The 14,391-nt window shown below is 64.4% G+C and carries 11 protein-coding genes and 2 pseudogenes; 9 read left to right on the forward strand and 4 right to left on the reverse strand.

From position 1 onward, the window contains the following. Nucleotides 1-61: 61 nt before the first annotated feature. Together IM733_RS07555 and IM733_RS07560 are read left to right on the forward strand one after the other, a co-directional pair. Nucleotides 62-1,831: an acyl-CoA dehydrogenase C-terminal domain-containing protein gene (locus IM733_RS07555; RefSeq protein WP_248920278.1), complete on the forward strand. Its 1,770-nt coding sequence runs from the start codon at nucleotides 62-64 to the stop codon at nucleotides 1,829-1,831. A gap of 152 nt (nucleotides 1,832-1,983) precedes the next feature. Then, nucleotides 1,984-2,991 carry a FecR family protein gene (locus tag IM733_RS07560; RefSeq protein WP_248920279.1) on the forward strand — a complete coding sequence of 336 codons (1,008 nt, stop codon included), beginning with the start codon at nucleotides 1,984-1,986 and terminating at the stop codon, nucleotides 2,989-2,991. Between the two features lie 9 nt (nucleotides 2,992-3,000). Here IM733_RS07560 and IM733_RS07565 read toward each other — a convergent pair whose 3' ends face one another. Continuing rightward, a complete protein-coding gene (locus tag IM733_RS07565; protein ID WP_248920280.1) occupies nucleotides 3,001-4,320 on the reverse strand; it encodes a Na+/H+ antiporter family protein in 1,320 nt (439 codons plus the stop codon). A 587-nt stretch (nucleotides 4,321-4,907) separates the two neighbouring features. Between IM733_RS07565 and IM733_RS25680 the strand changes: the two are divergent. Together IM733_RS25680 and IM733_RS25685 are read left to right on the forward strand one after the other, a co-directional pair. Next, a pseudogene (locus IM733_RS25680) lies at nucleotides 4,908-5,873 on the forward strand (HAMP domain-containing protein); the annotation flags it as partial. Between the two features lie 345 nt (nucleotides 5,874-6,218). Next, nucleotides 6,219-6,731 (forward strand): annotated as a pseudogene (locus IM733_RS25685) (methyl-accepting chemotaxis protein); the annotation flags it as partial. 107 nt (nucleotides 6,732-6,838) lie between these two features. Here the strand turns inward: IM733_RS25685 and IM733_RS07575 are convergent. Then, a complete protein-coding gene (locus IM733_RS07575) occupies nucleotides 6,839-7,753 on the reverse strand; it encodes a site-specific integrase (RefSeq protein WP_248920282.1) in 915 nt (304 codons plus the stop codon). 213 nt (nucleotides 7,754-7,966) lie between these two features. On the opposite strand from IM733_RS07575, the gene IM733_RS07580 reads away from it, so the two are divergent. Then, the gene (locus IM733_RS07580) at nucleotides 7,967-9,148 is read left to right on the forward strand and encodes an NnrS family protein (RefSeq protein WP_248920283.1); all 1,182 of its coding nucleotides are present in this window, start codon (nucleotides 7,967-7,969) and stop codon (nucleotides 9,146-9,148) included. Nucleotides 9,149-9,365: 217 nt separating this feature from the next. Continuing rightward, the gene (locus IM733_RS07585) at nucleotides 9,366-10,013 is read left to right on the forward strand and encodes a DUF1345 domain-containing protein (RefSeq protein ID WP_248921138.1); all 648 of its coding nucleotides are present in this window, start codon (nucleotides 9,366-9,368) and stop codon (nucleotides 10,011-10,013) included. On the opposite strand, the gene IM733_RS07590 is transcribed toward IM733_RS07585, so the two are convergent. Then, nucleotides 9,939-11,168: a pyridoxal phosphate-dependent aminotransferase gene (locus tag IM733_RS07590; protein ID WP_248920284.1), complete on the reverse strand. Its 1,230-nt coding sequence runs from the start codon at nucleotides 11,166-11,168 to the stop codon at nucleotides 9,939-9,941. The genes IM733_RS07585 and IM733_RS07590 overlap by 75 nt on opposite strands. 293 nt (nucleotides 11,169-11,461) lie before the next feature. Between IM733_RS07590 and IM733_RS07595 the strand changes: the two genes are divergently transcribed. From IM733_RS07595 to IM733_RS07605, 3 genes are all read left to right on the forward strand, one after another. Further along, the gene (locus IM733_RS07595) at nucleotides 11,462-11,725 is read left to right on the forward strand and encodes a DUF1652 domain-containing protein (RefSeq protein ID WP_248920285.1); all 264 of its coding nucleotides are present in this window, start codon (nucleotides 11,462-11,464) and stop codon (nucleotides 11,723-11,725) included. A gap of 109 nt (nucleotides 11,726-11,834) precedes the next feature. Continuing rightward, the gene (locus IM733_RS07600; protein WP_248920286.1) at nucleotides 11,835-12,221 is read left to right on the forward strand and encodes a VOC family protein; all 387 of its coding nucleotides are present in this window, start codon (nucleotides 11,835-11,837) and stop codon (nucleotides 12,219-12,221) included. A gap of 76 nt (nucleotides 12,222-12,297) precedes the next feature. Next, nucleotides 12,298-12,867 carry a hypothetical protein gene (locus tag IM733_RS07605; RefSeq protein WP_248920287.1) on the forward strand — a complete coding sequence of 190 codons (570 nt, stop codon included), beginning with the start codon at nucleotides 12,298-12,300 and terminating at the stop codon, nucleotides 12,865-12,867. A 353-nt stretch (nucleotides 12,868-13,220) separates the two neighbouring features. Here IM733_RS07605 and IM733_RS07610 read toward each other — a convergent pair whose 3' ends face one another. Continuing rightward, nucleotides 13,221-14,324: an IS110 family transposase gene (locus IM733_RS07610; protein WP_248917269.1), complete on the reverse strand. Its 1,104-nt coding sequence runs from the start codon at nucleotides 14,322-14,324 to the stop codon at nucleotides 13,221-13,223. Nucleotides 14,325-14,391: the final 67 nt, after the last annotated feature.

Genomic DNA, 14,391 nt, shown 5'->3' on the forward strand with positions numbered 1-14,391 from the left:
AAGCCGCTCCTACAAGCCCCAAGCTGGGCACTTTCCCACAGAAACCAGACAAGAGCCTCAGATGACCGACTACAACGCCCCTTTGCGCGACATGCGCTTCGTCCTCAAGGACGTGTTCCAGGGCCCTGCCCTGTGGGCCCGCCTGCCCGCCCTCGCCGAACGGGTCGACGCCGACACCGCCGATGCAATCCTTGAAGAAGCCGCCAAGCTCACCCGCCAGCTGATCGCGCCGCTCAGCCGCCTCGGCGACGAACAAGGGGTGCAGTTCGAAAACGGCCAGGTCCGCACACCGGATGGCTTCCGCGACGCCTGGCGCACCTACCGCGAAGGCGGCTGGGTAGGTTTGGGCGGTAACCCCGAGCACGGCGGCATGGGCATGCCGAAAATGCTCGGGGTCCTGTTCGAAGAGATGATGTACGCCGCCGACAGCAGTTTCAGCCTGTACTCGGCCCTCAGCGCCGGCAGTTGCCTGGCCATCGATGCCCATGCCAGTGAAGCGCTCAAGGCCACCTACCTCGCCCCACTGTACGAGGGCCGCTGGGCCGGCACCATGTGCCTGACCGAACCCCACGCCGGCACCGACCTGGGCCTGATCCGCACCCGCGCCGAGCCCCACGCCGATGGCAGTTACCGTGTCAGTGGCAGCAAGATCTTCATCACCGGCGGCGAACAGGACCTCACCGAGAACATCGTCCACCTGGTACTGGCCCGCCTGCCCGACGCCCCACCCGGCCCCAAGGGTATCTCGCTGTTCATCGTGCCGAAGCGCCTGGTTGACCAGGACGGCAACCTGGGCGCGCGCAACGCTGCATATTGCGGCTCGATCGAGCACAAGATGGGGATCAAGGCCTCGGCGACCTGCGTGATGAATTTCGACCAGGCCGAAGGCTATCTGGTGGGTGAACCGAACAAAGGCCTGGCGGCGATGTTCACCATGATGAACTACGAACGCCTGTCCATCGGCATCCAGGGCATCGGCTGCGCCGAGGCCTCCTACCAGAGTGCCGTGCGCTATGCCAGCGAACGCCTGCAGAGTCGCGCTGCCAGTGGCGCCCTGGACAAGCAGCGGATCGCCGACCCGATCATCGTCCACGGCGATGTGCGGCGCATGCTGCTGACCATGCGGGTCATGACCGAAGGTGGCCGCGCCTTCGCGGTCTATGTCGGCCAGCAACTTGACATCGCCCGTTACGCCGAAGACCCGTCCGAACGCGAACGCGCCCAGCGCCAGGTCGCCCTGCTGACGCCCGTGGCGAAGGCGTTTTTCACCGACAACGGCCTGGAAAGCTGCGTGCTCGGCCAGCAAGTGTTCGGCGGGCACGGCTACATTCGCGAGTGGGGCCAGGAGCAACGTGTGCGCGACGTGCGCATCGCACAAATCTACGAGGGCACCAACGGCATCCAGGCCCTTGACCTGCTCGGGCGCAAGGTCCTGGCTGACGGTGGCCAGGCACTGGCCAGCCTGGCCGCAGAGATCCGCGCTTTCTGCGTCGATGCCGCGCTGCACCGCGAGGCGCTGCAGGAGGCGCTGGTGCGCCTGCAGCGAACCAGCGCCTGGCTGCAGGCGCAGGCGGGCAAGGATAGCAACCTGGTCAGCGCCTCGGCGGTGGAATACCTGCACCTGTTCGGGCTGACCGCCTACGCCTACATGTGGGCGCGCATGGCCCATGTGGCCATGGCGCGTCACGCCGAGGACCCGACGTTCCATGATGCCAAGCTTGCCAGCGCGGCATTCTTCTTCCAGCGCGTGCTGCCGAGGAGCCTGGCACTGGAAGTGACGATCCGTGCAGGCGCAGGCAGCCTCTATGCAATGGCGGCGGGGCAGTTCTGATAAGCAGGGTCGTATCTGCGCAGGCCTGCCCTGGCACAGATACGACCCATCCTCATATGCGACGATTTTTCCTACAATTGATAGTCATTCGCCATTAACACGTTCTCGACAGGCCCGCCCGCAGGTAGAATGCCGCAAAACCGGGAGCCGCAATGAACCAGGACCGCCTCATTCCCAGCGAAGACGATGCCATCACCGACGCCGCCGCGCACTGGTGCATGCGCCTGCACGCCGACGATTGCACGGCGGCCGAGCGCCAGGTGTTCAGCCAGTGGCTGGCCGCTGACCCACGGCATGCCGAGGAATACCAGGCGATGCTGGAGATCTGGCAGACCGCCGACCTGCTCCCGCGTACGGCCACGGTCGTCGAGCTCAAGCCCTCGACAGCACGGCAGGCTCCAGCGCGCCATTGGCGCCCTTTCGCTTGCGCGGCGGCGGTTGCCCTGCTCGCCCTGCCCCTGGCCGGCTGGGTCGGCTGGGAGCAAGGCTGGCTGCCCAACAGCTACCAGCACTTCGCAACCACTGACCACCTGCAACGGGTGCGCCTGAGCGACGGCAGCAGCGTCGAGCTGAACCTGCACAGCGAGCTGCGCTACCTGAACTACAAGGACGAGCGTCGCGCCACCCTGGTCAAGGGCGAGGCGTTCTTCAAGGTCGCGCACGACAGCAGCCACCCGTTCATCGTCCATGCCGGCAACGGCCAGACCCGGGTGACCGGTACCCAGTTCAACGTGTGGAAGTACCAGGACCAGGTCAAGGTGACCCTGGTGGAGGGTTCGGTGCTGGTCAGCAGTGCCGGCAACTCCGGTGGCTACCGGCTTGGCCCGGGCATGCAGGCCAGCTACGACAAGGGCGATTTCGAGCCCCAGCTGGCCCAGCGCGACGACTACGACAATAACCTGGCCTGGCGCAACGGCAAGTTGGTGCTGGACAACCTGAGCCTTGCCCAGGCGCTGCCGCTGATCAACCGCTACCTCGACAAGCCGCTGCTGCTGGCCGACGACAGCACCGCCGGTATTCGCATCAGCGGCATCTACAGCACGGCAGAGGTTGAACGCCTGGTCGACACCCTGCCCAAGGTGCTGCCGGTCTACCTCACCCGCAGCAAGGACGGCAGCACCGTCCTCAACCGAATCGTCCCGGCCCCCAGCCGCGGCTGAGGCCGTGCCTCAGAGGGTCATCGCCGCCAGCCAGCCAAAGGCCAGCAATGGCAGGTTGTAGTGGATGAAGGTCGGCACCACGGTATCCCAGATATGGTGGTGCTGGCCGTCCACGTTCAGGCCGGAGGTCGGCCCGAGGGTGGAGTCCGAGGCCGGCGAACCCGCATCCCCCAAGGCCCCGGCCGTACCAACGATGCATACCGTGGCGACCGGGTCGAAGCCAAGTTGCACGCACAGCGGCACGAAGATCGCCGCCAGGATCGGCACCGTCGAGAACGACGAACCGATGCCCATGGTCACCAGCAACCCCACCAGCAGCATCAGCAGCGCGCCGACACCCTTGCTGTGGTCGATCCACTGAGCCGAGGCCTCCACCAGAGTCTTCACTTCCCCCGTGGCCTTCATCACCTCGGCAAAGCCGGAGGCGGCAATCATGATGAAGCCAATCATGGCCATCATCTTCATGCCTTCGGTGAACAGGTCGTCGGTCTCCCTCCAGCGCACGATGCCCGACAGCGAGAAGATCAGGAAACCGACCATGGCGCCGATGATCATCGAGTCCAGCCACAGCTGGATGATGAACGCCGAGGCGATGGCGACACCCGCCACCAGCAGGGTCAACGGGTTGTACTGCACGCTGACCTGTTCCACCTGCTCGATGCGCGCCAGGTCGTAGTCACGCTTCTTGCGGTAGCTGAAGAATACCGCCAGCAGCAGGCCGGCCAACATGCCCGCGGCCGGGATGGCCATGGCATGGGTCACGTTCACGCCACTGACATCCACGCCGGCACGGCTGACGTTGGCCAGCAGGATCTCGTTGAGGAAGATGTTGCCAAAACCCACCGGCAGGAACATGTAAGGGGTGATCAGGCCGAAGGTCATCACGCAGGCGATCAGGCGGCGATCAAGGCGCAGGCGCGTCAGCACATACAGCAGCGGCGGCACCAGCAGGGGAATGAAGGCGATATGGATCGGCAGGATGTTCTGCGACGAAACCGCCACCACCAGCATCAACCCGATCAACAGCCACTTCACCTTGCCGCCATCTTTGTGGCCCTGCCGGTCGACCATGGCCAAGGCGCGGTCGGCCAGGGCATGGGCCAGCCCAGACTTGGCGATGGCCACGGCAAACGCGCCGAGCAAGGCATACGAGAGCGCCACCGTGGCACCGCCGCCCAGGCCGCCGTTGAAGGCCTTGAGGGTGCCTTCGATACCCAGCCCACCGACCAGCCCCCCGGCCAGGGCGCCGATGATCAGCGCGATGACTACATGCACGCGGGACAGGCTCAGTACCAGCATCAGCCCGACCGCGGCAATCACTGCATTCATGGTGTGCAAACCTCGTTACGACAGACAAAAAGCGAGCGTTCCGGCAACAGGCCGCGCACAGGCGGTAGCCGGACCATGGGATGTTGTTATGAAGGGCGCACACTCTGAAGCACAGGCCGTGATATGTCAAAACCGTCTGCCCCGCGGCCCTTCGCTTGCTATAGACGAACGTCGAAGCTTTAAATTGAACGTTTGAATAAAGAAAAAAGGGCGACCGCCGACACAGTCGGCAGCATCAAACCTATTAGAACGGAATTGCCCCAATGCCTTCGCTGCGACAACTCTCGATTCAATGGAAGATCACACTGCTGGCAGGTTTGTGCCTGGCGGCCATCGTCACCCTGCTGGTCGGCCTTTCGCTGTACCGCATGGACCACAGCTCGGACCTGGTCAAGGCCAGCAGCATGAAGATGCTCACCGAGGCGGCCCAGTCGCGCATCGAATCCCAGGGCGAGGTCCAGGCCCTGAACATCCGCCGCCAGTTCATGGACGCCTACCAGTACGGCGCCGGCTTCGCCCGCCAGGTGCTGTTCCTGCGCGAGCAGGCGGAAAAACGCTTCCTCGATGCCTACGACCTGCGCCAGGACATGACCGCCCAAGTGCGCGCGGCCTTGCAGGCCAACCCCGACCTGCTCGGCCTGTCGCTGGTGTTCGAACCGGGCGCGCTGGACGGCAAGGATAAGCTGTTCGCCGGCCAGGACGCGCTGGGCAGCAACGAAACCGGGCGTTTCGCCCTCTACTGGTCGCAACCCCGCGCCGGCCAGCTGACCTCGATGGCCCTGCCCGAGCACGACATGGCCAACACCGAGATCGGCCCCAGCGGCCAGCCGGCCAACACCTGGTGGGTGTGCCCGCGCAGCAGCGGCCAGGTGTGCGTGGTGGAGCCGTACTTCTATGACATCGACGGCCAGCGCGTGCTGATGACCAGCATCGTCTTCCCGCTCAAGGCCAACGGTAAAGTGATCGCCACGCTGTCCATCGACATCAACCTCAACAGCCTGCAGGCCCTCAGCCAGACGGCCAGCCGCAGCCTGTACGAAGGCCGCACCACGGTCGGCATCCTCAGCCCGGTCGGTTTGCTGGCCGGCTACAGCGCCGACGCCACCAAGCTGGCCCAGCGCTTCGACCAGGTCGACCGTGCCCAGGGCGCCGAGATGGTGCGCAAGCTCGGTGAAGGCAAACTGCAGATCCTCCACGACCAGCAACGCCTGAAAGTGCTGGCCGCGTTCGAGCCGATTCCCGGCGGCAAACCCTGGGGCGTACTGCTCGACGTCCCGGAAAGCGCCCTCACCGGCCCGGCCGAAACCCTCAAGGTCGAACTCGACGCCCTCAACACCAGCGGCACCCTGCTGGAACTGGGCCTGGGCCTGGCCGCCGCCATCGCCGGCCTGCTGCTGGTATGGCTGATGGCCCGTGGCGTGACCCGGCCTATCCTCGGCGTGGCAACCATGCTCAAGGACATCGCCAGCGGCGAAGGCGACCTGACCCGCCGCCTGCAGTACGCCAAGCAGGACGAACTGGGTGAACTGGCGGGCTGGTTCAACCGCTTCCTCGACAAGTTGCAACCGACCATCGCCGAGGTAAAACGCTCGGTACAGGCCGCCCGTGGTACCGCCGACCAGTCGGCGGCCATCGCCGCCGAGACCAGCGCCGGCATGGAGCAGCAGTACCGCCAGGTCGACCAGGTGGCCACCGCCTCCCATGAAATGAGCGCCACCGCCCAGGATGTCGCCCGCAGCGCGGCCCAGGCCGCCCAGGCCGCGCGCGATGCCGACCAGGCCACCCGCGAAGGCCTGGCGGTGATCGACCGCACCACCACCAGCATCGACACCCTGGCCGCCGACATGAGCAGCGCCATGGCCCAAGTCGAAGGGCTGGCGCAGAACAGCGAGAAGATCGGTTCGGTGCTGGAGGTGATCCGCTCGATCGCCGAACAGACCAACCTGCTGGCGCTCAACGCCGCCATCGAGGCCGCCCGTGCCGGTGAAGCTGGACGTGGCTTCGCGGTGGTCGCCGACGAGGTGCGCAACCTGGCCCGCCGCACCCAGGAATCGGTGGAAGAAACCCGCCAGGTGATCGAGGCCCTGCAGGCCGGCACCCAAGTGGTGGTGGGCGCCATGGACAGCAGCCATCGCCAGGCCCAGGGCGGAGTGGAACAGGTCGGCCAGGCCGTCACCGCGCTGCAACGCATCGGCCAGGCCGTAACGGTGATCACCGACATGAACCTGCAGATCGCCAGCGCCGCGGAAGAGCAAAGCGCAGTGGCCGAGGAGATCAACAGCAACGTCGCCACCATCCGCGATGTCACTGAATCGCTGTCGGGCCAGGCCAACGAATCGGCGCGAGTCAGCCAGTCGCTAAACAGCCTGGCCAACCAGCAGCAAGGCTTGATGGACCAGTTCCGCGTCTGACCCTCACCCCAGAAAATGGCCGGCCTCCTGCTGGGGTCGGCCTTGCCGAGCCCCCTTAGGAGCCAGCCTTGCTGGCGAACACCGGCAAAGCCGGTGCCATCTCCCACTCAGTAATCGAACCGTTCCACCGCCCGCCGCCGATCATTGTCATCCCGCCGGTCATACCCCGCCGTGGTCTGGATATTGGCGTGGTGCGCCAGCTTCTGGGCGATCGACAGGTCGTGTTCCTCGATCACCCGGGTAATGAACGCCCGGCGAAAATCATGGGGCATGATCTTCGCCCCGACCTGCGCCCCACGCTGGCGGGCGATGTAGTAGATGGCGTGCTTGGTGATGCGCGCCCGGGTGATATGGCTGCCCCGGCGAATACGGTTGAACAGGAACGCATCGTCACGCTCCCCCGCCGGCAAGTGCTGGCGGCGTAGGTCGAGCCAGGCCTGCAACTTGTCAAACGCCCAGGCCGGCGCGTACTTGACCAGTTCACGATTGCCCTTGCCCAGCACCTGCACGCTGCGCTCGTTGAAGTCGACCTGGGCCAGGTTCACGTCCACCGATTCCGACTTGCGCATGCCGGTGCCATACAGCAGCGCGAGGATCGCCGCATCGCGCACGCCCTGTGGTCGCGGATCGGCGGCGCAAACATCCATCAGCTCACGGATCAGGCTGCGCCGCAGGTTGCGTCCTGCGGGCAGTCGGCTGCCGCTGGCCGGCTTGATTTCACGGATCTTCAGCAGATGCTCGTGTTCGATCAGACCCTGGCGCCAGGCTTCGTTCATGACCCCACGCACCGCATTCACATACAGCGACGAGGTATTCGGTGCATAGTCGTCCGCGCGCAGGGCCGCCACCAGGGCGATCACATGGCCGGGCTCGAGATGGTGCCAAGGCACATCGACGATATCGCAATCGACGAAACCCAGCCGATCGGCGGCGTCCTGGAGGATGTAGCGCATGGTCAACTGGCTGGACGGCGCCAGGCGCGCGAGATACTGCAACAGTGGGTTGCGCAGGAGGTCGGTCACAACGGGAATCCTGTAGCGGAGCTTCGGCGCGAGATGGCAACGAGAAGCGCAAGGCAAGTCATATCGACCATGATTCAAGTCAGAATGACAATAAAGCATCAGGTCATTATGACCTATGCAAGTGCCATCACCTTGATATACAACGGTTTCGGCGATGGCACGGATCGTGATGGTACCCCATACACTCCCGCTGATCGAACCAAGGTTCTCCTCATGCTCATCCAGCCCATCGCCGCACGTCCGCGCCAGGCCCTCTGGGCCCTTGGCTTTCGCCCGTTCTTCCTAGGCGGCAGCCTGTTCGCCTTACTTGCCTTGCTGCTGTGGGCCGGTACCCTGACGGGCACCCTGCAGCTTTCACCCTCGGGGGGCATGCTGGCCTGGCACCGCCATGAAATGCTCTATGGCTTTGCCGCTGCCATCGTTGCTGGTTTTTTGCTGACGGCCGTGCAGAACTGGAGCGGCATTCCCGGCCTGGGTGGTCGCCCCCTGATGGGTTTGTTCCTGCTCTGGCTGCTGGCACGGGCAAGCTGGTTCCTGCCGCTGCCGGCAGGGTTGATGGTAGTGCTCCAGGGCGCTTTCCTGCCCCTGGTTGCCGTGGCCCTGGCACGGCCAATCATCCAGCGGCGCCTGCGTAACAATTACCCGATCGTGGTGCTGGTCCTGCTGCTGGCGTCCTGCCAGTGGTTGACGCTGGTGGGCTGGTTGAACCACGACGAAAGCTGGCAACGGCGTGGCGTGCTTGCCGGGCTCTGGCTGGTGGCAGCGATGATGAGCGTGATCGGCGGCCGGGTGATCCCCTTCTTCACCCGTCGCGGGCTGGGCAACATGACCCCGGCACCCGCACGCCCCTGGCTGGACCGCACCTGCCTGGTGGCGAGCGTGGCCCTTCCAGTCAGCTACCTGGCGGGGTTCAACGACACCCCACAGCCGTTGATGGCCTTGCTGTTCGGCACCCTGGCCGTGCTGCACGGGGCACGCCTGGTACTGTGGCACGACCGTGGCCTCTGGTACGTGCCACTGTTGTGGTCGCTGCACTTGGCCTATGCCTGGCTGGTGCCGGCGTGCCTGGGGCTGGCGGTGTGGCATGCCGGGGTGGAAATCAACCCGAGCCTGGCGGCCCATGCGCTCACGGTCGGGGGCATGACCGGGCTGATCGTGGCCATGATGGCGCGGGTCAGTCTCGGACACACCGGGCGCCCCCTGCAGGTGCCGCGCAGTGTCGGTTGGGCCTTCGCGCTGATCCAACTGGCGGCGCTGGCACGGGTGGCACTGGTGCCGTTCACGCCGCTGGGGCTGGGTGTGTCGGTGCTTTTGGGCTGTGCTGCGTTGTTGCTGTTCCTGTGGCATTACCTGCCGATCCTGATGCGCCCCAGGGTGGATGGGATGCCGGGATAGCGGAGCGCCTGCAATGGTTGCGAGCTGTAGGAGCGGCTTCAGCCGCGATCACCCGCGAAGCGGGTGCCAGACACCGCGTTGTCTGTATCGCGGCTAAAGCCGCTCCTACAGAGGTCCTGTCAAACCGATGTTCCATGAAAGCAGGTTGGCATTGCTGCTCGCCCGGCAACGTCGTGTGGTCTACAGTTGCAGCGCCCCCCTCCAAGTCCGAGACAGCATGGCCTTCCACCACCTGACCCGCACCCACCCCCGCCTCAGCATCGCCACCCTGGCCGGCCTCCTCGGCGCCTGGCTGATCCCCGCCGACGATACCGTGCAGCGCATCCTTGCCGGCTGGAACGTCGGCGTGTGGCTGTACTTGTTCATGGTCCTGTGGCTCAGCGTGCGAGCAACAGCGGGCAAGGTCCGCCAGGTGGCCAGCATCGAAGACGAGAACGCCGGCCTGGTGCTGGTCACCGTGATCGTGGCGGCCATCGCCAGCCTGGCCGCTGTCACTTTGCAACTGGTGTCCAGCCGTGGCCTGGAAGGCAGCGCGCAGGCTCTGCACTATTTGTACACCGGCCTGACCGTGGCCGGCTCATGGCTATTGATCGGCTGCGTTTTCAGCCTGCACTACGCGCGGTTGTTCTACACCAACGACCACCGCGAGCCGCCGTTGCGCTTCCCCGATAACGAGCGCAACCCGGACTACTGGGATTTTCACTACTTCTCGTTCACCATCAGCGTCGCCGTGCAGACCTCGGACATCGGCGTCGGGGGGCGCGCCATGCGTAAGGCAGTACTGGCCCACTCACTGGTAGGCTTCGTGTTCAACACGGCGATCCTCGGCTTCACCATCAACATCGCCGCCGGCCTGCTCGGCTAGCACTCGCCGGGCGCAGGCGACGATGCGCCGGCAGGCCTCCTCCAGCACCTCGGCATCCAACACCAGCCCCAGCCGCACATGCCCGGCCGCGCTTGGGCCGAAGGCATCTCCGGGCAACAACGTCACCCCCTCCTCCAGTAGCAGGCGCTGGGCGAAGATCTGCGCGCTGAGCCCACTGCCGCGGATATCGAGCATCACGAACATGCCGCCCGCCGGACGATGCACTCGCACCCCCGGGCAGCCTTCCAGCGCCGCGCAGACCCGATCACGCCGCTGGCGGTAGGCCTCGCGCATCCGCCGTACTTCCGGCAAATCGCGCTCCAGCGCCAGGCAGGTGGCCTGCATGACGAATTCCGGCAGGCCAAACAGCATGGCCATGGCCAGGTTGCCCAGATGCGCCGCCAGCGCCTTGGGCCCGATCACCCAGCCCACTCGCCAGCCGCTCATGGCATGGGACTTGGACAGGCTGTCGATCACCACGCAGCGCTCGGCCATGCCCGGCAGGCTGAGCGGGCTTGGCGCCGGGCTGTCATAACTCAGGTTGCGATACACCTCGTCGCAGACCAGCCACAGGTCATGTTCACGGCACAGCTGTGCAAGGCTCGCCATGTCGGCCGCATTGATGGTCGCGCCGGTGGGGTTGTGCGGGCTGTTGAGCAGCACGCCACGGGTATGCGGGGTGATGGCTCGGGCCACTGCGCCAGGGTCAAGCCGAAAGCCCTCTTCCGAGCTGACCGCCACCGGCACCGCCTGCGCGCCACAAGCACCGAACACACCGTGGTAGGTGACATACATCGGCTCAGCGACGATCACCTCGTCGCCGGCTTCGAACAGGCACTGGAAAGTCGCGTACAAGGCGCACTGGGCGCCAGCGGTGACAACCACCTGGTCCGGGTCGAGGGGCAACTGGCGGTCGTTTACGATGGCCTGACGCAAGGCCAGGCTGCCGCGCACATCGCTGTAGTGGGTGTCACCATGCCGCAAGCTGACGACCGCTGCCTCGACCACCGCCGGTGGCGTGTCGAAGTCCGGGTCGCCCATCGACAGCAGAAAGATCTCGCGCCCCTGTCGGCGCAGGGCCAGGGCCTGGTAGTGGATATCCCAGGCAGCGGCCGCCTCGCCGGCGATGCGTTGGGTGAGCGTGGAAAATCGCATGGCTACCTCCCTGTCTGCCCGACCCGCACCGCTGGTCCGAAATCGCTGCCAGTAAACATAGCAGAGCCGGGCGCCTCGCCAGTGCCCGGCCCACAGGACAAACGTTTGCCCCGCCCTACGCCCGCCGACCGGTCGCGATGACAGCAATGTGACAACCGTCATGCATTAGCACATTTGCCATATTTTCCAGGGAACACTGCCATGGCAGGTGCTATGGTTAATTCCCGACGGCCAGGCACGGCCAGGCACGGCCACCCTGATCACCACGTTCACGTACGAACAAGGAGGCTGGCATGAACAAGATGACGTTCCCCAACGCCTGCCAGGTGATGCGTTGGCATTTTCACCCACTGGGGTTCGAAGCCAGCATGGACGCACCTCGCAGCATGGTTGCCCGGCTCTTCGACCGGGCCACGGGCGTGACACTGCTGGCCATCGCCGGCATTCCCTGTACCGCGATCATGGCCGCCGCCGACGTCGAGCGCATCATCGAAGCCGTCGAAGCAGAGCTGGAAACCTTCGACCTGGTCGGCGGCTCGCTGCACGACGCGGTCTGAACTCAAACACCCCACTTGCGAACGACCGGAATGGCCGTGGTGTCCCGCTGGCCAAAAACCTGGCAACGTCTTTACTTGCTGTTACACCCCTTCACCCTGGTGTGAGCCTATGAAGATCGTGGTCACCAGCATTCTCGTCGACGACCAGGCCAAGGCCCAGGCGTTCTATCACCACGTACTGGGTTTCCAACCCAAGCACGATATCCCGATGGGCAAGCACCGCTGGCTCACCTTCACCTCACCCAACGACCCCAACGGCGTCGAACTGTCGCTCGAACCGGATGCCCACCCCACGGCAAAAGCCTACAAGACCGCCCTCAAGCAGGACGGCATTCCCGCCACGTCATTCGGCGTTCGCGACATCCAGGCCGAATACATCCGCCTGTGCGCCGCGGGCGTACACTTCACTCAGCCACCGACGGTGATGGGACCGGTTACGGTGGCGGTGTTCGACGACACCTGTGGCAACCTGATCCAGATCGCCCAACGTCACTGAGAAAGTGGCTGGCGGCACACGTGCAGTCCATCTACATTCCTGACTTCACCCAGCGCAGCCACAACAAGGAAAATCCATGCGCTTCGAGTTCAGCGAAGTCCTCAACGACCTGGTCGACTACTTTCTTCTCGGTGATATTCAACTGCTCGAACACTTCAAGGATGAACACGACCTTCCCGACGACCTGGCCCGGGCCTTCACTCAAGGCGACAGTGGCGACCAGGCGGTGCGCGAAGGCGTGATCCTGCCCCTGGCCGGTATCGACAACCTGCCCTACCGTATCGTCTTCAGCCTCGGCGCTGGCACTCCCGCCCTGCTCGAGCCCGGCAGTCGCCTTAAGCACCATCGCAAGGGCTATCGGCTGCGGGTCGAGAACCGTTCGCTGATGCTATTCACCTGGCGCGTGCTGCAGCATTTCACCCGCAAGAGCATGGGCGACCTGTTGGCGCGCTACCAGGAGCCGGGGCGGCCGCTCATCGAGCTGGACAATGGCTGGTATGAAGTGGAAGTGCTGGCGGGTGCCGTGGTGCGGGATGGTTTGTACGAACCGGCGTTCGAGTTCGTGTTAACGAAGACCCATGGCCCTCGCGCCGATGCCGAGGTCGACACCGGTTATCGTTATGGCCTGCGCGGGTACTTCGACTGAGTACAGGGAACAGAGCCTTCCGTAGGAGCGGCTTTAGCCGCGGTGCCGACGACGCGGTGCCCGGCACCCGCTTTGCGGGTGATCGCGGCTGAAGCCGCTCCTATGTATGGACTCGCCTACATTGTCTACCTGCTTTTCGAACAAGGTTACCCGGTTGCATCTATGTATCAGGCCTATTCGAGGAAGCTTGGTGCTTCTGGCCAACATCGGGGTGAGCTCGCAGCATGCCCATTACATTTAGGCCTCTTGGGCCGGTAGGAGCGTAGGCATTAATCCGCGACGGTCTTACCTAGGGTCGATGTTCACTAGCAGGGGCTGGGGCGCTCGGCACCCCGGTGGCGTAACACCGTAAGTCAGTGGCTCATGGCGGGCTCCTGACGATCGTTCGGTTGGCGTTGGTAGACCTGCTCACCTTGTAGCAGCACCCAGATGATGCGCAGATTTCGATTAGCCAGTCTGATCGCCGCCTCCTTGCGACCAAGTCGAGTTAACCATCGCAAGAGGCGGCGATCGTCTGGCTGATCGGAATCAGGCTTCAAATGGCTAAGAACCGCGTGCGCACCCTGGATCATCATGCTGCGCAGGTAGCCGTCACCTCGCTTGCTCATCTTGCCTAGCCTGACCTTCTTTCCACTGCTGTGCTGGTCGGGCACCAGGCCAAAGTAAGCGGCAAACTGTCGAGCATTGGGGAAACGCGAGGGTTCAGGCTGCTTGGCCAGCATCGCTGTGGCGATGATCGGGCCGACACCGCGTATCGTCATCAGGCGGCATGCGACCTTGTCGGCCTGCGCCGCTGTTTCGAGCCGTCCTGTCAGGATGGCGATACGCTCACTCAGATAGCGCCATTCGGCGAGCAGTTCATCGAGCAATTCACGCAGCAGATCTGGCAATGGTTGAGTCGTATCTTCAAGAATGCGCGGTACACCGTGGCTGACGGCTAAATCGCCTTGCGCCAGGGCGACGCCCTGTTCCAGTAACAGGCCGCGGATCTGGTTGCCTAGCGCGGTGTGGCGCCTGACATAGCCTCTGCGGGCGCGGTGTAAGGCTTGAATCGCCAAAGCGGCAGTGCTCTTGATCGGCACCGCAGCAATGCTGGTATCCCGGCCTGCGCGCAAGATGGCATGGGCGTCGTTACGATCGTTCTTGGCACCACTGCGGTGCTCCGCCACTCGCTGCGCGGGCAGGATGCGGACTGGCGTTCCCTGCGCCTGTAGCAAACGCCCCCATGCTTGAGCGCCGGGGCCACTTTCCATCAGGACCGTCACGGTGGGTGGCAGCCTGGTCAGGAACGCATGAAAGGCTTCACGGGATTTGATTCGATCTTCGTAGATGACGCGCCCGGAACCGTCATCTCCGGCCACCTGAAAGACTTGCTTGGCCAGGTCGACTGACAGATGTTGGCAAAGCGTTACATCGTTGGAAGACAGGGAATTGCGCTTCGTCCTATGCTTGCTCATGGTCTCGCCCTCGCTGCCGTTGGCTTTTTAGAACGCCACCGTGGCACTGTGATGCCTCGGCGGGGGC

This window comes from Pseudomonas entomophila, assembly GCF_023277925.1.
GTDB classification, from domain to species: domain Bacteria; phylum Pseudomonadota; class Gammaproteobacteria; order Pseudomonadales; family Pseudomonadaceae; genus Aquipseudomonas; species Aquipseudomonas entomophila_D.

Bases quoted from the DNA above. Each gene is read 5' to 3' on its own strand.
- IM733_RS07590 (WP_248920284.1), bottom strand. From the start codon at position 11,168: ATGCGATTTTCCACGCTCACCCAACGCATCGCCGGCGAGGCGGCCGCT.
- IM733_RS07585 (WP_248921138.1), top strand. From the start codon at position 9,366: ATGGCCTTCCACCACCTGACCCGCACCCACCCCCGCCTCAGCATCGCC.
- IM733_RS07595 (WP_248920285.1), top strand. From the start codon at position 11,462: ATGAACAAGATGACGTTCCCCAACGCCTGCCAGGTGATGCGTTGGCAT.
- IM733_RS07560 (WP_248920279.1), top strand. From the start codon at position 1,984: ATGAACCAGGACCGCCTCATTCCCAGCGAAGACGATGCCATCACCGAC.
- IM733_RS07600 (WP_248920286.1), top strand. From the start codon at position 11,835: ATGAAGATCGTGGTCACCAGCATTCTCGTCGACGACCAGGCCAAGGCC.
- IM733_RS07580 (WP_248920283.1), top strand. From the start codon at position 7,967: ATGCTCATCCAGCCCATCGCCGCACGTCCGCGCCAGGCCCTCTGGGCC.
- IM733_RS07610 (WP_248917269.1), bottom strand. From the start codon at position 14,324: ATGAGCAAGCATAGGACGAAGCGCAATTCCCTGTCTTCCAACGATGTA.
- IM733_RS07565 (WP_248920280.1), bottom strand. From the start codon at position 4,320: ATGAATGCAGTGATTGCCGCGGTCGGGCTGATGCTGGTACTGAGCCTG.
- IM733_RS07555 (WP_248920278.1), top strand. From the start codon at position 62: ATGACCGACTACAACGCCCCTTTGCGCGACATGCGCTTCGTCCTCAAG.
- IM733_RS07605 (WP_248920287.1), top strand. From the start codon at position 12,298: ATGCGCTTCGAGTTCAGCGAAGTCCTCAACGACCTGGTCGACTACTTT.